Origin of the sequence: Thermus sp. NMX2.A1 (assembly GCF_000511705.1) — a bacterium.
In the GTDB taxonomy this organism is placed as follows: Bacteria; Deinococcota; Deinococci; order Deinococcales; family Thermaceae; genus Thermus; species Thermus scotoductus.
In genome coordinates this window covers 76994-97743 of the sequence record NZ_ATNI01000054.1, presented here as the reverse complement: position 1 = coordinate 97743, position 20750 = coordinate 76994, and the positions used below count along the sequence as shown (strand labels likewise).

22 protein-coding genes and 3 tRNA genes are annotated in these 20750 nt (G+C 64.6%); 5 read left to right on the top strand and 20 right to left on the bottom strand.

Features of this window, described 5'->3' with window-relative positions; translation table 11 throughout:
* Positions 1–103: 103 nt before the first annotated feature.
* Positions 104–1138, top strand: coding sequence for a fatty acid desaturase (locus tag TNMX_RS05500; RefSeq protein ID WP_038030211.1), 1035 nt, complete (start codon positions 104–106; stop codon positions 1136–1138).
* A gap of 45 nt (positions 1139–1183) precedes the next feature.
* On the opposite strand, the gene TNMX_RS05495 is transcribed toward TNMX_RS05500, so the two are convergent.
* Genes TNMX_RS05495 through purH form a run of 3 tightly spaced genes read right to left on the bottom strand, consistent with a single transcriptional unit; the run spans position 1184 to position 3271 of the window.
* Positions 1184–1525 (bottom strand): type II toxin-antitoxin system PemK/MazF family toxin, encoded by a 342-nt coding sequence (locus TNMX_RS05495; protein WP_038030209.1) that lies wholly within the window; start codon positions 1523–1525, stop codon positions 1184–1186.
* Positions 1516–1764 (bottom strand): hypothetical protein, encoded by a 249-nt coding sequence (locus TNMX_RS05490; RefSeq protein WP_253269369.1) that lies wholly within the window; start codon positions 1762–1764, stop codon positions 1516–1518. The genes TNMX_RS05495 and TNMX_RS05490 overlap by 10 nt, the downstream gene beginning before the upstream one ends.
* 16 nt (positions 1765–1780) lie before the next feature.
* On the bottom strand, positions 1781–3271 hold the full coding sequence (purH, locus tag TNMX_RS05485) for a bifunctional phosphoribosylaminoimidazolecarboxamide formyltransferase/IMP cyclohydrolase (RefSeq protein WP_038030205.1): 1491 nt from the start codon (positions 3269–3271) through the stop codon (positions 1781–1783).
* Between the two features lie 31 nt (positions 3272–3302).
* Here purH and TNMX_RS05480 point away from each other — a divergent pair, with 31 nt between their 5' ends.
* The 3 genes from TNMX_RS05480 to TNMX_RS05470 all read left to right on the top strand — a co-directional run bounded on the left by TNMX_RS05480 (position 3303) and on the right by TNMX_RS05470 (position 5675).
* Positions 3303–3689: a GatB/YqeY domain-containing protein gene (locus TNMX_RS05480; RefSeq protein WP_038030203.1), complete on the top strand. Its 387-nt coding sequence runs from the start codon at positions 3303–3305 to the stop codon at positions 3687–3689.
* Positions 3686–4234: an NUDIX hydrolase gene (locus tag TNMX_RS05475; protein ID WP_038030201.1), complete on the top strand. Its 549-nt coding sequence runs from the start codon at positions 3686–3688 to the stop codon at positions 4232–4234. Before TNMX_RS05480 ends, TNMX_RS05475 begins: the two co-directional genes overlap by 4 nt.
* Positions 4235–4376: 142 nt before the next feature.
* The gene (locus TNMX_RS05470) at positions 4377–5675 is read left to right on the top strand and encodes an acetyl ornithine aminotransferase family protein (protein WP_038030199.1); all 1299 of its coding nucleotides are present in this window, start codon (positions 4377–4379) and stop codon (positions 5673–5675) included.
* 158 nt (positions 5676–5833) lie between these two features.
* On the opposite strand, the gene TNMX_RS05465 is transcribed toward TNMX_RS05470, so the two are convergent.
* From TNMX_RS05465 to TNMX_RS05435, 7 genes are all read right to left on the bottom strand, one after another.
* The gene (locus tag TNMX_RS05465) at positions 5834–6973 is read right to left on the bottom strand and encodes a BMP family ABC transporter substrate-binding protein (protein ID WP_038030197.1); all 1140 of its coding nucleotides are present in this window, start codon (positions 6971–6973) and stop codon (positions 5834–5836) included.
* 3 nt (positions 6974–6976) lie between these two features.
* Positions 6977–7810 carry an ABC transporter permease gene (locus TNMX_RS05460; RefSeq protein ID WP_015716920.1) on the bottom strand — a complete coding sequence of 278 codons (834 nt, stop codon included), beginning with the start codon at positions 7808–7810 and terminating at the stop codon, positions 6977–6979.
* Positions 7810–8859 (bottom strand): ABC transporter permease, encoded by a 1050-nt coding sequence (locus TNMX_RS05455; protein ID WP_038030195.1) that lies wholly within the window; start codon positions 8857–8859, stop codon positions 7810–7812. The genes TNMX_RS05460 and TNMX_RS05455 overlap by 1 nt, the downstream gene beginning before the upstream one ends.
* A complete protein-coding gene (locus TNMX_RS05450) occupies positions 8856–10325 on the bottom strand; it encodes an ABC transporter ATP-binding protein (protein ID WP_038030193.1) in 1470 nt (489 codons plus the stop codon). Before TNMX_RS05450 ends, TNMX_RS05455 begins: the two co-directional genes overlap by 4 nt.
* 154 nt (positions 10326–10479) lie before the next feature.
* A tRNA-Arg gene (locus tag TNMX_RS05445) sits at positions 10480–10555 on the bottom strand.
* Between the two features lie 37 nt (positions 10556–10592).
* Positions 10593–10668 (bottom strand) — tRNA-Gly (locus TNMX_RS05440).
* Position 10669: 1 nt separating this feature from the next.
* Positions 10670–10746 (bottom strand) — tRNA-Pro (locus tag TNMX_RS05435).
* Between the two features lie 72 nt (positions 10747–10818).
* Between TNMX_RS05435 and tatA the strand changes: the two genes are divergently transcribed.
* Complete coding sequence (gene tatA, locus TNMX_RS05430; RefSeq protein WP_038030191.1) at positions 10819–10983, top strand: twin-arginine translocase TatA/TatE family subunit; 165 nt, start codon at positions 10819–10821, stop codon at positions 10981–10983.
* Here tatA and TNMX_RS05425 read toward each other — a convergent pair.
* The 10 genes from TNMX_RS05425 to TNMX_RS05380 all read right to left on the bottom strand — a co-directional run bounded on the left by TNMX_RS05425 (position 10973) and on the right by TNMX_RS05380 (position 20710).
* A complete protein-coding gene (locus tag TNMX_RS05425) occupies positions 10973–11710 on the bottom strand; it encodes a formate dehydrogenase accessory sulfurtransferase FdhD (protein ID WP_015716909.1) in 738 nt (245 codons plus the stop codon). The two genes, tatA and TNMX_RS05425, sit on opposite strands and share 11 nt — an antisense overlap.
* Complete coding sequence (gene fdhE, locus TNMX_RS05420) at positions 11697–12308, bottom strand: formate dehydrogenase accessory protein FdhE (RefSeq protein WP_015716908.1); 612 nt, start codon at positions 12306–12308, stop codon at positions 11697–11699. Before fdhE ends, TNMX_RS05425 begins: the two co-directional genes overlap by 14 nt.
* Before the next feature lie 60 nt (positions 12309–12368).
* Positions 12369–13145 carry an NrfD/PsrC family molybdoenzyme membrane anchor subunit gene (nrfD, locus tag TNMX_RS05415; RefSeq protein ID WP_038030189.1) on the bottom strand — a complete coding sequence of 259 codons (777 nt, stop codon included), beginning with the start codon at positions 13143–13145 and terminating at the stop codon, positions 12369–12371.
* Positions 13142–13918 (bottom strand): 4Fe-4S dicluster domain-containing protein, encoded by a 777-nt coding sequence (locus tag TNMX_RS05410; protein ID WP_015716906.1) that lies wholly within the window; start codon positions 13916–13918, stop codon positions 13142–13144. The genes nrfD and TNMX_RS05410 overlap by 4 nt, the downstream gene beginning before the upstream one ends.
* A 10-nt stretch (positions 13919–13928) precedes the next feature.
* On the bottom strand, positions 13929–16907 hold the full coding sequence (gene fdnG, locus TNMX_RS05405) for a formate dehydrogenase-N subunit alpha (RefSeq protein ID WP_015716905.1): 2979 nt from the start codon (positions 16905–16907) through the stop codon (positions 13929–13931).
* A 129-nt stretch (positions 16908–17036) separates the two neighbouring features.
* Positions 17037–18104, bottom strand: coding sequence for a tetratricopeptide repeat protein (locus tag TNMX_RS05400; protein ID WP_015716904.1), 1068 nt, complete (start codon positions 18102–18104; stop codon positions 17037–17039).
* A gap of 9 nt (positions 18105–18113) precedes the next feature.
* Complete coding sequence (gene hslU, locus TNMX_RS05395) at positions 18114–19364, bottom strand: ATP-dependent protease ATPase subunit HslU (RefSeq protein WP_015716903.1); 1251 nt, start codon at positions 19362–19364, stop codon at positions 18114–18116.
* Complete coding sequence (gene hslV / locus TNMX_RS05390; RefSeq protein ID WP_015716902.1) at positions 19361–19903, bottom strand: ATP-dependent protease subunit HslV; 543 nt, start codon at positions 19901–19903, stop codon at positions 19361–19363. The genes hslU and hslV overlap by 4 nt, the downstream gene beginning before the upstream one ends.
* Before the next feature lie 46 nt (positions 19904–19949).
* Positions 19950–20330 (bottom strand): nucleotidyltransferase domain-containing protein, encoded by a 381-nt coding sequence (locus TNMX_RS05385; RefSeq protein ID WP_038030187.1) that lies wholly within the window; start codon positions 20328–20330, stop codon positions 19950–19952.
* Positions 20327–20710: a HEPN domain-containing protein gene (locus TNMX_RS05380; protein ID WP_015716900.1), complete on the bottom strand. Its 384-nt coding sequence runs from the start codon at positions 20708–20710 to the stop codon at positions 20327–20329. Before TNMX_RS05380 ends, TNMX_RS05385 begins: the two co-directional genes overlap by 4 nt.
* Positions 20711–20750 lie beyond the last annotated feature (40 nt).

Here is a 20750-nt window from a genome sequence, read left to right as displayed (position 1 = left end):
TTAAGAAGTGCTTAACTGAGATCAAATTCCCCTCCCCTTCCTCATGGTCCTCATCCGTCAAGGAGGTACCATGAATCACTCCCAAAAACAGGGAGGAGTGAGCATGCGCAAAGTAGAACCCAAAGACTGGATCCCCCTCATCAAGCCCTACGCCAAGCCCAACACCCTAAGAAGCCTGCGCCAGGTGGCGGACACCCTTCTTCCCCTTCTCCTTCTCTTTTACCTGGCCCACAAGGCCCTTTCCGTTTCCCTGGCCCTGACCCTCCTTCTGGACTTCGCAGCCGCCTTGTTCCTGGTCCGCCTGTTCATCCTGCAGCACGACGCCGGCCACGGCTCCTTCTTCCCCAGGAAGTGGGCCAACGACCTTTTGGGCTTCTTCACCGGGGTCCTCACCCTGGTTCCCTACCTCCACTGGCAGCTATCCCACGCCCGGCACCACGCCACCAGCGGCAACCTGGACAAACGGGGGGTGGGGGACATTTACACCATGACCCTGGAGGAGTACCTCAAGGCCAGCCCCTGGGACAAGCTCAAGTACCGCCTTTACCGGAACCCCTGGATCATGTTCTTCCTGGGGCCCATCTACGTCTTTATGCTCTCCTACCGGCTTCCTCTGGGCTACGGCTCGGACAAGCCTTCCGTACGCAACTCCGTGGCCTTAACCAACCTCTTCCTGGCCCTCTTGCTGGCGGGAATCGTGGTCTTCTTCGGGGTTAAGACCCTCCTCTTCGTCTACCTGCCCATCCAGTACCTGGCGGGAATGATCGGCATCTTCCTCTTCTACGTGCAGCACCAGTTTGAGGATGTCTACTGGGAGCACGACCCCCGCTGGGAGTTCCTGAAGGCGGCCATGGAGGGAAGCACCTACCTGAAGCTCCCCAGGGTGCTCCAGTGGCTCACCGGGAACATCGGCTTCCACCACATCCACCACCTGGCCCCCAAGATCCCCAACTACCTCTTGCCCAAGGTGCAGGAGGAGGTGGACCTGGTGAAGGTGGCCCCCACGGTTACCCTCAAGGATGCCTTCAAAATCGCCTTCGCTGACATGCACCTCTACGATGAGGAAAGCCGGAAGCTGGTGGGCTTTAAGGAGGCCCACCAGCGCCTGCGGGAAATCCAAGGCAAGAAGGCCTACTAAGCGCTCCCTTAGGTTTAAAGGAGCCCTGCCGGGCTCCTTTTTTTGTTACTCAAGACCCAAATGCTCCCGAATCCGAATGTCCAAAGCCTCTAGAAGGTCCCCAGGAAGCGTCCCCAGGTGCGCCCTAACCCTTCTGCGGTGAACATGGCGGATGAGCTGGACCTGGGCTTTGCTGTCCCGGTCCAAACCGGTGCGGTCTGCAGGAAGGAATAGCTCAAAGGGATAAATCCGGGAAATGTTGGAAGTTAAGGGCACCACCACCACAACCGGGGAGTAAGCGTTGGCCACATCGTTGGTCACCAGGATGGCGGGCCTCACCTTGGCGGCCTCCCCGGGGCTTCCCGGGTCAAAGTCTACTAGGAGGATGTCGCCCCTTCTCAGCTCCACGAGGTCTCTGCCAGGGTTTCCTCCAAGCCGGAGTCCAGGAGGGGATCCTGGAGAAAATCAGCATCCTTGGCTAGGGCGCGGTACCCCTGGGCAAGCTCCACCTCTCTCAAACGCTTCAGGGCCAAGGCGAACACCTCGCTTCTGGTAAGGCCCAGGCGGGTGCGCATCTCCTCCACGTACTGCGCCAGAATAGGATCCAGGCTTATGGTGTAGCGCACATAGGCTTTCACACGCAACATCATACCCCATGTGCGCCTAGTGCTTAAAGTGCCGCACCCCGGTGAACACCATGGCCATGCCCAGCTCGTCCGCCGCCCGGATGGAATCCTCGTCCCGCACGCTTCCCCCAGGCTGGATGATGGCGCTGATGCCAAACTCCCCCGCCAGGCGCACCACGTCGTCAAAGGGGAAGAAGGCATCCGAGGCCAATACCGCCCCCCTGGCCTTCTCCTTGGCGGTCTTCAGGGCATGCTTGGCAGAGGCGTAGCGGTTGGTCTGCCCCACCCCGATGCCCAGGGTCTGGCCCCCCTTGGCCACCACGATGGCGTTGGACCGCACGTGCTTCACCACCTTCCAGGCGAAAAGGAGGTCCTGCCACTCCTCCTGGGTGGGGGCCTTTTGCGTGACCACCTTGGGCTCCATGGGATCCAGGGTATCCGCATCCTGGAGAAGCACCCCGCCCCTAAGGCGCCTCAAGTCCAGGTAGGCTCCCTGGGCGGGGAAGGGCACCTCGAGGAGCCGGAGGTTCTTCTTGCGGGAAAAGACCGCCAGGGCCTCCGGGGTGAAGCCCGGGGCCAGGACCACCTCCAAAAAGACCTCCCTCATGGCCTCCGCCGTGGGTCCGTCCACCTCCCGGTTAAAGGCCACGATGCCCCCGAAGATGGAAACCGGGTCCGCCTCGTAGGCCTTCCGGTACGCCTCCAAAGGACCTTCCCCCAAGGCCACCCCGCAGGGGTTCTGGTGCTTGATGGCCACGCAGGCAGGGCCCTCAAACTCCGAGACCAGGTTCCAGGCGGCCTCGGCGTCCAGGTAGTTGTTGAAGCTCATGGCCTTGCCCTGGAGGACCCGGGCCTCCAAAAGAGGCCCCTTTTCCCCATAAACCCGGTAAAGGGCCGCTTCCTGGTGCGGGTTTTCCCCGTAGCGCAAGGGGCTTTCCCGCCTGAGGACCAAAAACTTCTCGGGGGGGAACTTCTCCCCGGCAAGCCACTCGGCAATGGCGGCGTCGTAGCTGGCGGTGTGGGCGAAGGCCTTGCAGGCAAGCTCCCTGCGGAACTCAAGGGAAGGGCCTTCCTCGAGGGCCTGAAGCACCCGAGGGTAGTCCTCAGGGTCGCACACGGGCAGGACCGCCATGTGGTTCTTGGCCGCCGCCCGCAGCATGGCGGGGCCCCCGATGTCGATCTGCTCCAGGGCCTCGGCGAAATCCGCCCCCCTGGCCACCGTTTCCTGGAAGGGATAGAGGTTCACCGCCAGGACCCCGATCCGCTCAAAGCCCAGGGCCTTGAGCTCCTCCTCCTGGTCGGGCCGGGCGAGAAGCCCCGCATGCACCTTGGGGTGGAGGGTCTTGACCCGGCCCTCGAGGACCTCGGGAAAACCCGTGAAGTCCGAGATGTAGGTGACGGGAAGCCCCGCCTCCACCAAGGCCCTGTGGGTGCCCCCGGTGGCCAAGAGCCTATAACCCAGGCTTAAAAGCCCCTGGGCGAAGGGCACGAGCCCCCTCTTGTCGGAAACGGAAAGAAGCGCCCACATAAGGCGCATTCTACCGGCTACACTAAGGAGGATGAGCATCTACGAGGCCATCAAGGAAACCATCAAGGAGGCCATGAAGGCCCGGGACCAGAAGACCCTGGACTTCGCCCGGGTGGTGAAGGCGGAGCTGGACCGAAAAGGGGATGGCAAACCCCTGCCCGATGCCGAGGCGGTGAAGGTGCTCAAGGCCCTGCGCGAGATCGCCCTGGAGCAGGGCAACACCTTTGAGGTGGAGTTCCTGGACCGCTTCCTCCCCAAGGAGATGAGCGAGGAGGAGATCGAGGCCTGGATCCGGGAAAACCTAGACCTGTCCCAGTTCAAGACCCCCCTGGCCGCCATCGGGGTGGTGACCAAGGCCCTGGGCCCCAGGGCCCCCGGGGAGAAGGTGCGCCGGGTGATAGAGCGCTTGGCGAGATGAGCCCCTGGAAGCGCCTCGAGCTGGAAGAAATCCTCTCCGAGCCCGTAAGGCTGGTGCGGGAAAGGTTGCGCACCCACACCGGCAAGGAGCTCACCTACATCTACCGCCCGGGGCCGGTGGCGGCGAGTTTCGTCCTTCCCGTGACCGACAAGGCCACCGCCCTCCTCATCCGCCAGTACCGCCACCCCACGGGCAAGTTCCTCCTGGAGATCCCTGCGGGCAAGGTGGATCCCGGGGAAACCCCCTTGGAGGCCGCCCAAAGGGAGCTTCTGGAGGAGGTGGGGGCCGAGGCCAAGCGGTTCTTCCCCCTTCCCCCCTTCCACCCCCAGCCCTCCTTCACCGCGGTGGTCTTCCACCCCTTCCTGGCCCTTCAGGCGGAGGTGGTGGCCAAGCCGGCCCTCGAGGACGGGGAGCTTCTGGAAACCGTGGAACTCCCCCTTCCCGAGGTCTACCGCCTCCTGGAGGCCGGGGAGATCCAGGACGCCTCCACCGCCCTCACCCTCTTCTACGCCCGCCCCCACCTGGAATCCGAAGGTCTCCTGTAATACCCCCCACCCTGCCCTCACCCGGACGATCCTCCTGGAGCCCTGTGGGGCACGATGTAGCGGGAAGGGGTATAAAAAGCCGTATCTGGGTGCATAAAACGCGCCTGGGAAAGGGGCCAGGGGCTTGGTAGACTGGCCCCGTATGAAACCCAGCATCCACACTCCGCTTCCCGGTCCCAAGGCCAAGGCCCTCCTGGAAAGGGGTCAGGCGGTCCTCTCCCCTTCCTACATCCGCCCCTACCCCTTTGTCCCCGCCCGGGGGCAGGGCGTGTTCCTGGAGGACGTGGACGGGAACATCTTCCTGGACTTCATGGCGGGGATAGCGGTCAACACCACCGGCTACGCCCACCCCAGGGTGCTGGAAGCCGTGCGGGCCCAGGCGGAGCGCTTCGCCCACGTGTGCTTTTCCGACTTCACCCACGAGCCCACCCTTTCCCTGGCGGAAAGGCTGGTGGGGAGGCTCGGCGGAGGCTATCGGGTCTTCTTCGGCAACTCCGGCACCGAGGGGATCGAGGCCGCCATCAAGCTGGTGCGCCACCACACGGGAAGGCCTTACCTCCTGGCCTTTACCGGAGCCTTCCACGGCAGGAGCCTGGGCGCCCTCTCCCTCACTGCCAGCAAAAGCGCCTACCGCAAGGGCTTCTCCCCTCTCCTTCCCGGGGTGGTGCACGTCCCCTTCCCCAATCCCTTCCGCCCCCCCCTGGGGGCAAGGCCGGAAGAGGTGGGGAAAGCGGTGCTGGAACACCTGGAGCACCTCTTCCGCACCGTGGTGCCCCCGGAGGAGGTGGCCGCCTTCTTCCTGGAGCCCATCCAGGGCGAAGGGGGATATTTGGTGCCTCCGCCGGGATTCATCCCCGAGCTCAAGGCTCTTTTGGAACGCTACGGCATCCTCCTGGTGGCGGATGAGGTGCAGTCGGGCGCTGGCCGCACCGGGCTCTTCTTCGCCCTCGAGCACGAGGGGGTCAAGGCGGACGTCTACGTCCTGGCCAAGGGCCTGGCCTCCGGCTACCCCCTGAGCGCCCTTCTTTTCCGGGAGGAGCTCGCAAGCTGGCGCCCCGGGGCCCACGGCACCACCTTTGGCGGCCAGGCGGTGGCCGCCGCCGCCGCCCACGCCACCTTGGACCTCCTGGAGGCAGGCCTAATGGAAAACGCCAGGCAGGTGGGGGCCTACCTCCTCAGGGAGCTCAAGGCCATGCAGGGCCGCTTCCCCTTCCTGGGGGATGTGCGGGGGAGGGGGCTCATGATCGGCCTGGACTTCGGCACCCGAACGGAGGAGCGGCCCGACCTCAGGGACAAGGCGGTGGAGCTGGCCTTCCAGAAGGGGCTTCTCCTCCTCCCCGCCGGGCCTTCCGCCCTCCGCATCGCCCCGCCCCTCATCCTCACGGAACCGGAGGCGGCCGTGGGTCTGGAGATCCTCGAGGAGGTCTTCCAGGCGCTCTAGCGCCCTCCTGCCCCAGGGCAAGGAGCTTAGAAGACCCTCCTCCGGGATCATGCTGGAAGGGCTACAGGGCGCAATACCCAGCGAAGCGGTTCGCTTAAAAGCCAGGGGGGATGAAAACTGGGCCAGGGAGGTTCTCCCTGGCCCCAACCCTTCGGGTTCTATTTGGGTTCTCCGGGCCAGTCCCCCACCACCCCCGGCGCCGCCCACTCCATGGTGAGGAGCTCCTGAAGGGTGGCCTTTTTCCCCGCCGGGATTCGCACCACTCCCTTCCGGTCCTGGATGGGACCCGTGAAGGGGTCAAAGGTGGGCTTGGGGCTCTGCATGTCCTTAAGCAGGCTCATGATGCGGTCGTAGACGCTCACCTTCTTCCCGCCCACCGTCATCTCCGCCTTCTGCAACAGGGGCACGTGCTTGGGGTTTATGGGCACCCCGTAGTCCGCCCCCATCTCCACCGCCTTGTGCTGCAGGAGCCAGAAGTAATCCACATTCTGCAGGTTCTTGGCGGTGTAGACCCCCTCCTTCACCTTCTTGAGGAAGTCAATGTAGATCACCTCCCAGTGGACGATCTGGCCGGAGACCACGTGGTCGGGAGCGAACTTCAGCATGGGGGTGTAGTGGCCGAAGGAGTAGGCCCCCTTCTTGGCCGCCGTCTGGATCACCGTGGGGGTGTCCTCGGTGAAGGCGAAGACGTCCGCCCCCTGGGCCAGAAGGGCCTCCGTGGCCTCCCGGGCCTTGGCCGGGTCGTACCAGGCGTTGATCCAGCGCACCAGCACCTGGGCCTTGGGGTTCACCGCCCTAACCCCCAGGGTGAAGGCGTTGATGTGGCGCTTCACCTCAGGGATGGGGAAGGCGGCCACGTACCCCACCTTGCCCGTCTTGGAAAGGGCCCCGGCGGCCAGGCCGTTCAGGTAGTAGACCTGGTAGAAGTCCGCCATGTAGGTGGCCACGTTGGGAGCCCGCTTGACCCCGGTGGCGTGGGCAAAGATGACGTTCGGATACTTCTTCGCCCCCTCGAGGACCGCCTCCATGTACCCGAAGCTGGTGGCGAAGATCACCTGGCACCCCTCCTTCACAAACCGGTCGATGACCGGAAGGGCCTGGGCCTCGGGCACGCTTTCCACATACCGGGTTTCCAGCCAGGGAAGGGCGGCCTCCGCCTTCTTCCGCCCTTGATCGTGGGCGTAGGTCCAGCCCGCATCCCCGATGGGCCCCACGTAGATAAAGCAGGCCTTGCGCTTATCCCCTTGGGCCCATGCCAACCCCAACGCCAACAACAGCAAACCCAGAATCCTCCTCATCCTTCACCTCCCCCGGTCAAAGGGCTGGCCCAGGGCCTTGGGGGCCCGGGCGCGGCCCGAGAGGGCCAGGACCAGGATAACCAAAAGGTAGGGCATGGCGGCAAAGGCCTCCGACGGTATAGGTACACTGCCCTGCAAACGGAACTGCAGGAAGAACAGGAGGCCAAAAAAGTAAGCCCCCAGCACGGCCCTTAAAGGCTGCCAGCCCGCCAGGATCACCAGGGCGATGGCCACCCAGCCCAGCCCCGAGGTCATGCCGTCCGTCCAGGAGGGGCGGTAGGCCAGGGAAAGGTAGGCCCCAGCCAGGCCGATCATCCCGCCCCCCAGGGCCAAGGCCAGGTACCGCACCCCATCCACGCTCACCCCGAAGAGGTCCGCCGCCTTGGGGTTCTCCCCCACGCTCCTCAGGTAAAGGCCATAGCGGGTGCGGGAAAGGAGGAGGTGGAGGCCCAGGGCCAGGATCAAAGCCAGCCCGGCCAACACCCCTTCCGGCAGGGGGTCGGGCAAGGGGGTTCCCTCGTACCGCTTCCCCAACAGCCCCGAGGCCCCAAGGCCCAAGGCGGCCAGGGCGAGCCCCGCCACGAACTGGTTGGCCCGGAGAAACACGGCGAAGACGCCCAGGAAAAGGCCCAGCAAGGAGCCCACCCCAACCCCGAAAAGAACCCCCCAAACCGGCCCGGCCTCGAGGGCCGCGGCAAAGGCAGCCAGGGCGGAAAGCGCCATCATGCCCTCCACCCCCAGGCTCACCACCCCTCCCCGCTCGGAAAGAAGGGCCCCCAGGGAGGCCAAGAGTATGGGCGTCCCGAAAAGTACCGCGCGCACCAGAGCCTCTTCCATCAGCGCCTCCAGACCAAGCGGCGTTGGCTCAAGGCCTCGGCCCCGATGAGGCTGAGGAGCAAAAGCCCCGCCACCACGTCCACCACCCGAAAGGGCATGGAAAGGGCCAGCTTCAAGGCATCCCCCCCGGCCAGGATGAGGCCGAGAAGGGGGGCGGTAAGGAGCGCCCAAAGGGGCCTTCCCCGGGCCAGCCAGGCCACCAGGATGGCGGTGAAGCCGTACCCCAGGGAGATCTGGGCGGGCTCCAAAAGCCTCAGGTGGATGCCCGCCACCTCCCCCACCCCCGCCAGGCCCGCAAGGAAACCGGAAAGAAGCGCCGCCAGGAGGATCAGCCTGCCCCCCTTAAGGCCCAGGTACCGGGCAGCCTCCGGGTTTTCCCCCAGGATGCGCCATTCAAAGCCCAAGGGGGTGCGGAAGAGCAGGAGCTGAAGCCCCAAGGCCGCCGCAATCCCAAGAAGCAGGGTGGGCCAGTGCACCAGGGTATCCCCCAGGCGGGGAAGCTGGGCCTCCGGGGGAAACCGGTCCGTGTAGAGGAAGCCAAAGACCATCTGCCCCTTCCAGGGTCCCGCCACCAGGTAGACCACCAGGTAGTAGACCAGGTAGTTCTGCATGAGGGTGGTTAGGATCTCGTTGGCCCCAAAGCGCACCCGAAGCCAGGCGGCAAGCCCACTCCAAACCGCCCCCAGACCGCCCCCCAAAAGGAACATGAGGGGCAGGGTCCAGGGTCCGGGAGGCAGGAAAAGGGCCACGTAGGCTCCTCCCACCGCCCCCATGAGAAGCTGCCCCTCAGCCCCGATGTTGAAAAACCCTACCCTAAAGGCCAGGGCCAAGCCTGCCCCGATGAGGAGGAGGGGGATGGTGCGCCGCCCCACCTCGGCCAGGCCCAAGGAATCCCCCAGGGGGGAGAGGAGAAGCCCGAAGGCCTTTAGCGGGGATACCCCATAGAGGAGGAAGAGAAGGCCTAAAAGCAACAAGGCCAGGGCCACGAACAGGCTATAGGCCAAGAACACCTTCCAGGGGCTTGGGCTAGGATCCAGCTCCCACCTCATACCCGCCCCTCCGTCATCATCCGCCCCAGCCGCTCCCGGTCCGCCTCCTCCCGGAGAACGGGCCCCACGAAGCGCCCGTGGTACAGGGCCGCCACCCTATGGGAGAGGGCCAGGATCTCGTCCAGGTCCTCGCTGACCAAAAGCACGGCCGCACCGCCTTGCACAAGCTCCAGGATACGCCCGTGAACCTCCTCGGTGGCCCCCACATCCAGCCCGTAGGTGGGGTGCATGGCCAAGAGAAGGCGAGGCCCCCCCCAAAGCTCCCGGGCCAGGATCACCTTCTGCACGTTTCCTCCCGAGAGGAACCGCACCGGGGTGCGGGGGGAGGGGGTGCGGATGCCGTAGCGCTGGATCAAGCCCTCCGCCTCCTTTTCCATGGCCCGGTAATCCAGCAAGCCCCAGCGAACAAAGCGAGGGTAGGTTCTAAGGGCCAGGTTTTCGGCCACGCTCATGCCCCCCACCACCCCCATGCTCCGCTCCTCGGGAATATGGGCCACCCCCTGGCGGAAGAGGCCCATGGGGTCCCGGGGCCAGGGCTTGCCCAGGAACCGCACCCGGCCCTGGTGGGGCCTGAGACCCGCCAGGGCCTGCACAAGTTCCGCCTGCCCGCTTCCCGCCACCCCCGCAATCCCCAGCACCTCCCCTGCCCGCAAGGTGAAGGAAACCCCCTGGACGGGAAAACCGTGCCGGGGCACCAGAAGGTCCTCCACCTCGAGGACCACTTCCTCCCGGGGCGGGGGCACCTTGGGGGGCGGGGCCAGGCTCCGGCCCACCATGAGGCGCACCAGGAGGTCCTTGTCCGCCTCCTGGCGCCAAACCTCCCCCACCTTCTCCCCGGCCCTAAGCACCGCAATCCGTTCGGCGATGGCCAGGACCTCCTCCAGCTTGTGGCTGATGAAGATCACCGCCAGGCCCAAGGCCTTGAGGCGCCGGATCTCCTGGAAGAGCCCCTCCACCTCCTTGGGGGTAAGGACGCTGGTGGGCTCGTCCAGGACGAGCACCCGGGGGCGGTTAAGGAGGGCGCGAAGGAGCTCCACCCTTTGCTTCTCCCCTGCGGAAAGACGGGCCACGGGCGCCTCGAGGTCCACGCCCAAAGGATGCCCCTCCAAAAGCGCCTCAAGCCGCCGCACCAGCGCCCGGCGGGAAAAAGCCAGGGGCAGGTCCAGGCCCAAAGCCAGGTTCTCGGCCACGGTGTGGGCCTCAATGAGCTCAGGATGCTGGGGCACCAAGGCGATGCCCAGCCGCTGGGCGGCCTTGGGGGAGGGGATCCGCACCTCTTTGCCCTCCAGCAAAATCCTCCCCTCATCCGGGGCATAAAGGCCGTAGAGGATGCTCACCAAGGTGGTCTTCCCCGCCCCGTTTTCCCCCAGAAGGGCCAGGACCTCCCCCCGGGCCACCTCGAGGGTGATCCGGCGGTTGGCCACCACGGAACCAAAGCGCTTGGTGATGTTCTCCAGTTTCAGCATGGACCGGGCCACAAGGGCCGGCCTTGAGGATACCACGCCTGAGACCCCTTCCCGGCCCCCTCGGCAAGGGGAACCGCCGGCAAAAGCAGTACCCCAACCGTACCAAAGACCCCCCGGCCATGCTACCGGGGGGTAAAGCATTGCGTCCTGGAACTGGCGGGCCCGGAGGGATTCGAACCCCCGACCTACCGCTTAGAAGGCGGCTGCTCTGTCCCCTGAGCTACGGGCCCATAAGCGAAGCCGGGGTGAAACTTCACCCCGGCCATCTGGAGCGGGAGACGGGACTCGAACCCGCGACCCTCGGCTTGGAAGGCCGATGCTCTACCAACTGAGCTACTCCCGCGTGGTCGGGGCGGCCCGATTTGAACGGGCGACCCCCTGCTCCCAAAGCAGGTGCGCTACCGGCCTGCGCTACGCCCCGGGGCCTAAGGCCACCCCAGAGGCCACGATAACACTTGACCTCAAGAGGGTCAAGGCGTGCTACAATGGCCCCATGCGCTTAGGTCCGGTGGAAATCCTCCTCATCCTTCTCGTCATCCTCCTCCTCTTCGGCGCCAAGAAGCTTCCCGAGCTGGCCCGGGGCATTGGCCAGTCGGCCAAGGAGTTCAAAAAGGGCCTCCAGGAAGGCGAGGAGAAGAAGGAAGAGCCTAAGGCCTGAGGACTCCCTCGGGCACCGGCATACCGCCTGGGGCGTAGAGGCGGTAGCCTGTTGGACGCACGTAGGCCGCCAGGGCTAGGCCGTAGCGCTGGGCTAGGCTCACCGCAGGGGCAGTTGCCCCCGTGCGGCTTGCCAGGAGCACCGCTCCCATGCCAATGGCCTTACCCGCCATCTCCTGGCTTACCCTGCCGGTTACTGCCAAGAGCACGGGAGGCCTCACGCCCTCCAGGAGCATGTACCCTGCCAGGCGGTCCACGGCGTTGTGGCGGCCGATATCCTCGTTGAGGTAGAGAAGCCGTCCGGAAAGGTCAAAGAGGGCCGCTCCATGTATGCCTCGGGTCCGGGCGTAGCGCACCGCATGCTGGCGCAGCTGGGCCATGAGCTCCAGGGGCAGTTCGGGATCCAGGGGTACCTTCGGCAAGGGGGAAAGCCTGGGTTCACCGTAGCGTAGCCCCGCAGCGCAACCGCTATCCCGCACCCCCACCCCCTTCTCGGGATCCCCGGGTAGGTCCACGGCCACCACCCCTTCGCCCACCAGCCACCGCACCCCCTCGAGGCCCGAAAGCACCCCGCTCAGGAAGAGATGGCCTAGGGCGAGGTAGACCTCATCCCCAGGGGTATAGCTGAAGGAAGCCCAGGGCTTGCCGTTCACCAAGAGGAGGAATCGCTCCTCTTCCGGCAAGGAATAGGCCTCCTCCTGAAAGCGGCCCCCTTCAAACCTCCACATCCTCTTCCTCCGCCAGGGCGTACCAAGCAGCCCGGGCCCTAAGGACAGGTAGATCCAGCTCCGCTTTCAGCCTCAGGTCCTGAACCACAAAGCGCTCCCCGCAGGAACGGCACACATAAACCCGGTAAGGACCCTCCTCATAGTACACCAGGTGGTCCGCTCGAGCCTCTCCGCAGTAAGGGCAGGCTAAGCGCAAGGCCCGGAAGCTCGTATCGCAAAAGGCGCAGACGTGAAAGCGACGCCCTTCCGCATCGAGGTATCCCACATCTGGAAAACCTCCACACGCAGGGCAACGCTCCGCCCAATCCTTTCCCGGGAGGCCACCATCCCCCTCTTCCGGCCAGGAGATAAGCCGCAAGGCTTGGTGAAGCCAAAAAGCATAAGCTGGATCCTCCGGAACCTCACCCCTTCGCAAGCGCTCCGCATCCTGCAAGAGTTCGTCTTGGGTAGGAAGCCGCACGCCGGAAAGTAGACCCGGGGCCACCTGCTCCACCGCCTGCTGCACATCCAACAGAGCTTCTTTTAAAGCTTCCGGCCAGGGTTCGCGGCGCCTCGCAAGCTGGCTCAACCTACGGTGCACCGCCTCCAGGGTTTCCACGGGCTTACCTCCTACAGGGTAAAGGATACCCCCGCCCCTAAAGGGGCGGGGGCTTTAAGGTTACACTTGGCCTGCCATCACCACGAAGTAGCGGAGCAGGAAAGCCCCTACCAGGGTGAGAAGGGCCGCCAGGGCCACGTTCCTCCGCTCCAAGAAGAGGGGCAGAACCCACCCTACTACCACAAACCCCCAAAAGGCCCAAGCCAGAGGACCTACCAGGAGGGCCAAAACGCCAGGAGTCGCAGCCGGATACGTCCAGATGAGGTGCAAGGCCAAGACTGCCCCTTCCACGAGGGCGGAGGCAATGACCAAACGGCTCAGCTTTTCATGGGGATACCAAAGCTGCAAGAGCGCCCCTCCCGCCGTGGCGGCCGAGGCTAAGAAGAGCCAGGGGAGCAGGGGGGAGGCGTTCCAGAAGGGCTTGGCGGTTTGCATCAGGAGCACCGCAGTGTACCCCACCACCAAGGCCACCAGCACCGCCACTCCCTGCTGCACTCCCCTAGAGGTGGGCTTAAGGTAGACCCACAAAAGCCCAGCCCCAGCCAAGACCAAGAACCAACTGCCCAGCCACATGACCGAGGCCGGGTGAAAGCCGTTCAAAAGAAGGTTGAGAAACCGCAAAGGTTGGCCTAGATCTATGACCAGCAAGCCAGCGCCCACCGCCACCCCCAGGAACGCCCACAGGGCGCTACGACGCACCAAGCCCTGGTCCTTTCCGTAGAAGAGGACGCTGAGCAGGTAAGCCCCCCCTGTGGTTCCCGCTAGGAAGAAGTAAAGGGCAATCCAAAGACCCCAGTGCTCCTCGCCCATAGGGTTAGGAAGGTTTATGGTGATCATTGACCGCCTCCTTTGAGGGCTTCGCGCCGCTCCACGATAAACTTAAGCCCCGCCCCCAGGGCCGCAGCGGCGATGCCAGCAGAAAGCCAGCCCGTAGCCGCCCGCTTCTCCGCCTCCCGGACCGCCTTAGGTAAGTCGTACTGGCTCGGGTGCTCGGTGAGCACATAGAGGACGTGGGTGCCTCCAAGCTCCGCTAGCCCGTAAACATTGGCCCTGGCATAACCCCGCTCCTTGAGCACCCGCACCCTTTCTTCCGCCATAGCCCGGATCTCCTGGTACGTCCCAAAGGTCAGAGCATCGGTGGGGCAGGCCTTGACGCAGGCCGGCTGGTCGCCATTGGAGATGCGGTCGTAGCACATGGTGCACTTGTGGACCACCCCTCGAGCCTCGTCAAAGTGGACCGCCTCATAGGGGCAGGCCTGAACGCAGGAGCGACAGCCGATGCAGGTCTTCTCGTCCACCGTGACCACCCCACCTTCCCGGTGGGCCATGGCCCCGGTGGGGCAGCTCGCCACGCAAGGGGCGTGGGTGCAGTGCATGCAAGACCCGCGGATGAAGTCAAAATAGGGGTCGCCATCCGGCCTCAAGCCCTCGTAGTAGCGCATGGAGATCCAGGTATGGGCCGTAAGCCTGGGGGGGTTGGCGTAGCTTCCCCGGTTCTCCGTTTTTTCCGCCTCGAGGTCATTCCACTGCTTGCAGGCCACCTGGCAGGCCTTGCAGCCGATACAGCGGCTGGCGTCAAACAAAATGGCATAGTCCTTCGGATTAGGCATCCCCCACCTCCTAGATCTTCTCGATCCTCACCAGGAAGGCTTTGGTCTCCTGGATAAAGCTGTTGGGGTCCAGGGCCTGGGGCGTGAGCTGGTTGGCGGAGTCGCCGGGGTTCCCGCCCTGGTAACCCCAGTGGATCACGATGCCCACCTGGTGCAGGGTCTTGTCCCCCACCTTCACCGGCTGGACCCTGGGGGTGACCAGGGCCACCGCCTTCATCTCGCCGCGGGCACTTTTGATGCGCACCCATTCCCCGTTCTTGACCCCCAGGCTCTTGGCCAGCTCCACGTCCATCTCCACAAAGGGGTCAGGCTGGATCTCCAAAAGCCAGGGGACGTTGCGGCTCATCATCCCCGTGTGCCAGTGCTCGGTGAGGCGGTAGGTGGTGGCCACGATGGGGTACTCCTCGGGGGTGCCGTAGACGTCCAGGTCGCCCACCCAGACCTTGCACACCGGGTTCTTGTCCTGGCCGGAGATCAGGTTAGCCAAGGCGCTTTCCCAAGGCTCATAGTGTTCGGGGAAGGGGCCGTCCTTAAGCTGGGCAGCGAAGAGCCTCCCCACCCCCTCGGGAAGCATGATGAAGGGAAGGGCTTTATCGGGCGGGGCTACGCCGTCGGGCACATCCCCTTCCCACTTCTCCTCCTTGGGATTCCAACGCACCAGCCACTTGGCAGGGTTTCTGGGCTGGCCCTTAAGGTCGGTGGAAGCCCGATTATAGAGGATTCGCCGGTTGGCGGGCCAGGCGTAGGCCCAGTTCTGGAAGAGCCCCAGGCCCAGGGGATGGGTATCCCTGGGATCGCGCCGGGCCATCTTATTCCCCTCCTCGGTGAAGGCTCCACAGTAAAGCCAGTTGCCGCAGGCGGTGGTGCCGTCGTCCCGGAGGTCGGCGAACTTGGCCATGAGCTTACCGGTGGTGAGGTCGTAGCCGTTGTACTCCTTGGCCACCTCCTCCGCCATATGCTCGGAGTGCTCCCACCAGGAGAGGTTCAGGATGGCTTCCTTGTTGGGCCCACCCTCCTCCGCATAGAGCTTCTTCAGGCGCTGTACCAGCTCGGTGAGGATCCAGAGTTCTTCCTTGGCTTCACCCGGAGGATCCAGAGCCTTGTCGTACCACTGGGCCCAGCGGCCGGTATTGGTGATGCTCCCGGACTTCTCCGCCCACACCGCCGAGGGCAGAAGGAAGACCTCGGTCTGGATCTCCTTGGGATTAACCCCGGGCCGCTTCCAGTGGGCAGCGGTTTCGGTTTCCATGGGGTCCACCACCACCAGCCACTTCAAGCTGTCCAGCGCCTTGCGGGCCAGGTTGGCGTTGGCCGCCGAGTTGGCCGGGTTCTGACCAATGGCGATGAGCCCTTCGATCCGCCCGGCCAACATGGCGTGGAAAATGGCGTAGTGGGAATAATCGGCGCTCTTATCCGGAATCCCTCCCTTGTGAGGCGAAAGCTTGGGCAGGTAACCGTAGGCTTCCTTGGGATCCACCTCGGGCCACCAGGCCTTGAGCAGGCTGATGAAGTACTTGGGATAGTTCTGCCACCAGTTGGCGGAAGGCGCGTAGTTGGCCTTGGGTACCCTGGAAGCAATCCACTCCTCCAGGGTGGGCTTGTCCCCGGTAGGCAGGCCCAGGTATCCGGGGAGATCGTGGTAAAGAAGGGCGAAATCCGTGCTGCCCTGCACGTTGGAGTGGCCCCGGAGGGCATTCACTCCACCCCCGGGCAGGCCGATGTTGCCCAGAAGAAGCTGCACAATGGCGTAGGTGCGGATGTGCTGGGTACCATAGGTGTGCTGGGTGGCCCCCATGGCGTAGGTGATGGTCCCGGCCCGGTCCGGGCGGCCCGTGGAGGAGTAAAGGTCGTAAATGGCCAAGAGCTTCTCCACGGGGATCCCGGTGATCTTGGATACCACCTCGGGGGTGTAGCGCTCGTACTGCTTCCTCAAAAGCTGGAAGACGCAGTGGGGATCCTGCAGGGTGGGGTCGGTCCTGACCTGGCCGTTCTCGTCCACCTGGTAAGCCCAGGTGCTGGTGTCGTAGGTGCGCTTCTCCGGATCGTACCCAGAGAAGAGCCCATCCAGTTCGGTGGCGGTTTTGAACTCGGGGTTCACCAGGAAGGAGGCGTTGGTGTAGTGCTTGACATAGAACTCGTCGTAGCGCTTGTTTTCCAGGATATAGCGGATCATGCCGCCCATGAAGGCGATGTCCGTGCCCGGGCGGATCTGGGCGAAGATATCGGCCTTGGAGGCCGTGCGGTTGAAACGGGGGTCCACCACGATGAGCTTGGCCCCCCGCTCCTTGGCCTCGAGGATCCAGCGGAAGGTGAGAGGGTGCTGTTCTGCTGGGTTCCCACCCTGCACCAAGATCACATCGGCATTCTTGAAGTCAATGGGGTGGTTGGTCATGGCCCCGCGGCCAAAGCTGGTGCCCAAAGCGGGAACCGTGGAGGAATGGCAGATGCGGGCCTGGTGCTCAATGTAGACGATGCCCAGGGCCCGGAAGAGCTTGCTCATGGCGTAGGCCTCCTCGTTGGAGCCCACGCTGGTGCCCAAAGTGGCGATGGACTCGGTACGCCGCACCACCTGGCCTTGGTCGTCCACCTCCACCCAGCCCCGGTCCCGGGTGTCCTTGATCAAGCGGGCGATCCTGCCCAGGGCCCATTCCCAGTCCTTCTCCTCCCAGCGGTCCGAGCCCGGGGCACGGTAGAGGACCTTGGTGACCCGGTATGGGCTTTGCACAAACCCCCGGGCCGCCTGGCCTTTGGAGCAAAGGGCCCCTTGGTTGATGGGGTGGTCGGGGTCGCCCTCGAGGTTTACTAACCTCCCCCCCTGCACCGCTGCGATCATCCCGCAACCCGTGGCGCAGTAGGGGCAGATAAGAGGTTTTTCCCCGATGGGCTTGCGCAACACAGGCCGGGCACCTTGGGCCATCCCCCGTTCGAGGAAAAGGGCCCCTCCCGTGACCGCGCCCGCCAAGCCGATAAACTTGCGGCGGGTGAGCATTTCTTCACCTCCTTCTCACCCCTTATACCCCCGCCCCGTTAGGCTGTCCAGGGGCAAAAGTCCTTAAAGGGCACCCCGTCCGGGATGCCCTTTAAGTGATTTCATTCACTACCAGGTTGGCAATACCCCCTAAAGGCGCTTAAGCACCTCCTCCGCCTCCCTGTAGCCGGGTTTCAGCTTCAAAGCCTCCTGGCACTGGTAGCGGGCACCTTCCTTGTCCCCCAGCTTCTCGTTGGCCAAGCAGAGCTGGTATCGGTACTCGGCCCGCTTGGGCTCGAGGCGCACCGCCACCGTAAGACGGCTTTTGGCCTTCTGGGCATCCCCCAGGGCCAAGTAGATCTGACCCAGGTAGTAGTAGGCCACCGGGAAGCGCAAGGGAGCCAGGGCCACCGCATTCTCCAGGGCCACCCCTGCCTCCTTATGGCGGCCCAAGACGAAATAGGCCTGGCCCAGGGTGTACCAGCCCTCGGCGTCCAAGGGCTTGAGGCGGTGGCCTTCCTCCAAAACCCTCGCCGCCTCCTCCGCCCGGCCCTTCACCAGGAGGGCCGAGGCATAGCGAACCCTTAGATTCCCATCCTGGGGTGAAAGCTGGACCGCTTTGCCGTACTGCTCCAGGGCCTCATCCAAGCGGCCTGCTGCCAGATAAAGCTCAGCCAAAGCCGCCCTCACCTCTGCGGAATCCTGCAGGCTAAGGGCCTTCTTAAAGGCCTCCTCCGCCTTGTCCGCCTGGCCCAGGAAGGCGTAGACCAAACCCCTTTGGGCGTACAGGGGAGCGTAACGGGGGTTCACCCGCTCGGCATCGCGCAACACGGTAAGGGCCTGCTCCAGGTAGGTCTTACCTTTCTCCCGATCCTCCGAGGCGCGAAAGAGGGCCACGTAGGCCTCGGAGAGGACCATGTACCCCCCGATGTACCGGGGGTTCCTGGCCACCAGCCCCTTGGCGTTCTCCAAGGCGGGGTTAAGCAGCCCCACTTTGAGCTGGGCCCGGGCCAGCCAGTAGACGACATCCGGGTCCTGGGGCTTCTCCTTCAAGGCCCGCTCAAAGAGCTCCAAGGCCGCCTCGTACCGGCCCAGGGCGTAAAGCTGCACCCCAAGCCGGAACGCATCCTGCTTCTCCACCTGGTTGGACGGGGGTGGGGGGGTCTGGGCTAGACTAGGTACAGTCAGTAAACCCAAAGCCAAAAGGATCCAGCGCATCTTTCCCTCCTAGAGCACAAACCGCGTCAGGTCCGGGGAAGCGAAAACCGCCTCCAGCCTTTGCTCCACGTAGGCCCGGGTGATCTCCACCCGGCCCAGGTCCGTCTGGAAGCTGACCTCCTCCAGCACCCGCTCCAAGACCGTGGCCAGCCTCCTGGCTCCGATGTCCTCGAGCTCCTGATTGGCCCGGTAGGCCGCCTCGGCAATGGCCCTTAGGGCGTCCTCGTGAAAGACGAGTTCCGTGCCGTCTGCCCTCAAAAGCTCCGTGTACTGGCGGATCAGGGAGTTTTCCGGCTCCTTCAGGATGCGGTAAAACTCCTCCGGGCCCAAGGGAGAAAGCTCCACGCGGATGGGGAACCGGCCCTGGAGCTCGGGGATCAGGTCCGAGGGCTTGGCCACATGGAACGCTCCCGCAGCGATGAAGAGCACATGCTCTGTGGAGACCGGACCGATGCGGGTGGAAACCACCGTGCCCTCCACGATGGGCAGGAGGTCCCGCTGGACCCCCTCGCCAGATACATCCGGCCCCACCGTACCCTCCCGGCGGGCCACCTTGTCGATCTCGTCGATGAAGACGATTCCGTCCTCCTGGGCCCGCCTCCTGGCCTCCTCCTTCAACTCCTCCTTGTCGATGAGGCGCTCGGCGTGCTGGTTTTTGAGGACCTCCCGGGCTTCCTTCACCGTCATGCGCTTGCGCACCGGCCGCTTGGGAAGAAGGCCCTTGAGCATCTCCCCCATGCCGCCAAAGCCCTCACCCCCAAGGACGCCCATGAAGGGCAGGCTCATCTCCTCCTCCACCTGGACCTCCACCGAGAGGCTATCCAGCCGCCCCGCACGCACCTCGGCCACGGAGGCGCGCAGAAGGGTGGCCAGCTCCTCCTCGGCCAAGGCCAGGGCTTTTTCCTCCACCTTCTTCTTCATCTCCTCCATCACCAGCTGGTAGCTGGCCTCCGCCAGGTCCCGCACGATGGCGTCCACATCCCGGCCCACATAGCCTACCTCGGTGAACTTGGTGGCCTCCACCTTGACAAAAGGAGCCCCCGCCAGGCGGGCCAGGCGGCGGGCGATCTCCGTCTTGCCCACCCCCGTGGGCCCGATCATGAGGATGTTCTTGGGGGTCACCTCCCGGGCCACCTCGGGCGGAAGTTTCTTCCGGCGGTACCGGTTTCTTAAGGCCACGGCCACCGCCCGCTTGGCCGCCTCCTGTCCCACGATGTGCTTGGAAAGCTCCCGGACGATCTCCGCAGGTGTGAGGTTCATGCTTCCCCCAGGGTGAGGACCGTCACCTGGCCCGAGGTGTAAAGATCCACCTCAGCCGCAATCCTAAGGGCCTCCTCGGCGATCTCCCGAGCGGAAAGGCTGGAGTGCCGGTAGAGGGCCTTGGCCGCCGCCAAGGCGTAGGGACCCCCAGACCCCACCGCCAAAAGGGGTTCTTCCGGGGTGATGACCTCACCGCTCCCGGAGAGGAGCACCATCCCCTCCCGGTCGGCGGCGATGATCATGGCCTGGAGGTGGCGCAACACCCGGTCGGTGCGCCAGAGCTTGGCGGTTTCCACCGCCCCCTTGAGCAGGTTGCCCTTGGCCTCCTTGAGCTTCTCCTCAAAGCGCTCCAGGAGGCTTAAGGCATCCGCCACCCCACCGGCAAAACCCACCAGGATGCCCTCCCCCACCTCGAGGCGCCTCACCTTCACCGCCCCCCGTTTGAGAACGGTCTGGCCGAAGGTAACCTGGCCATCCCCGGCCAAGGCGGTGACCCCATCCTTGCGCACGGCCAAGATGGTAGTGCCATGGATCTCCACGAGAGGCACCTTACCCCTAGGGGATGAGAAGGGCGTTAGGCGAGGGTTATGAGGGGAAGGATGCCAGCCCCCTCAGGCGAGCCCAGGCCTCCTCCCGTTCGAAAAGAGGAATACCCTCCTTCAAAGCCGCATGAACCAGGCCATGCCCCTCCGAAAGACCCTTTACCGCTTCCTCCCAGGTGTAGGGAAAGACCTCCACCCCCCGGATCCCCTCCGGCCGGTAGAGGACCAGGCGCTCGGGGAAAGGCAGGGGGGAGCTTTCCAAAAGGACAAAGAGGTCCGCGTCGCTCATGGCCGTGGCCTCCCCCCGGGCTAAGGAGCCGAAGAGGACCACCGCCAGGACCTCCGGCCGCTCAGCCAACCTGGCTGTCGCCTGTTCCAACTCCGCACGGCGGGCCTGCGGATCAAAGGTGAAAATCCGCATCACAACACCTCCTCCACAAACCTGAGAACCTTCTCTGCCAAGCGGATGGCCTCCTCCGCCTCCCCACGGGTATAGGCCCTGGCGGCGGGTCCTGCGGGGTGGGCGTCGGGATACCGGGTGGGGATGTAATACTTGTCCAAAACCTTGGCCGCCTCCAAGAGCTCTTCCGGCACCTCTATCTCCCCCGGCAACCCGGCCAGGAGATCCTGAATAGAGTGTCCCCAAGCCACTTGGCCTCGGGCGAGATGGAGCCCTTTCAGCGCTGCTTCCGCAGCCTGCTGGGAAGCAAAGCAAGCCCAGGCGTAGTCCTCGAGGCCCAGGCTTCCTATGGCATGGCGCAGGTTGTACCTGGCTTGCTCCACCCAGTCCCTCGCCCGGTTCACGCCCCCATGCTAATCCCTTGCCACCCTCCGCCACAAATCC